Origin of the sequence: Pseudarthrobacter sp. B4EP4b (genome assembly GCF_006680095.1) — a bacterium.
GTDB lineage: Bacteria > Actinomycetota > Actinomycetes > Actinomycetales > Micrococcaceae > Arthrobacter.
The window spans coordinates 1-379 of record NZ_VHIJ01000111.1 but is presented as its reverse complement, the minus strand read 5'-3'; the positions used below and the strand labels follow the sequence as shown (position 1 = coordinate 379).

At 68.6% G+C, this 379-nt stretch carries 1 pseudogene; it reads left to right on the top strand.

Annotated elements, in window-relative coordinates:
- Positions 1-379 (top strand): annotated as a pseudogene (locus FNL14_RS23110) (peptidoglycan-binding protein); the annotation flags it as partial.

Here is a 379-nt window from a genome sequence, read left to right as displayed (position 1 = left end):
CATCACCACCGGCAGCAACGCCGACGGCCGGCTCGAGGTCTTCGTCCGCGGCACGGACAACGCCCTCTGGCACAAGTGGCAGACAGCACCCAACAGCGGCTGGTCCGGCTGGGCTTCCCTGGGCGGCATCCTCACCTCCGATATCGCCGTAGGCAGGAACGCGAGCGGCCGCCTCGAGGCCTTCGTCCGCGGCACCGACAACGCCCTGTGGCACATGTGGCAAACGGCCCCCAACAGCGGCTGGTCCGGCTGGGCGTCCCTCGGCGGCATCCTCACGTCCAACATCACCGTGGGGAACAACGCCGACGGCCGGCTGGAGGTCTTCGTCCGCGGCACGGACAACGCGCTGTGGCACATGTGGCAGAACAGTCCTTTCCTG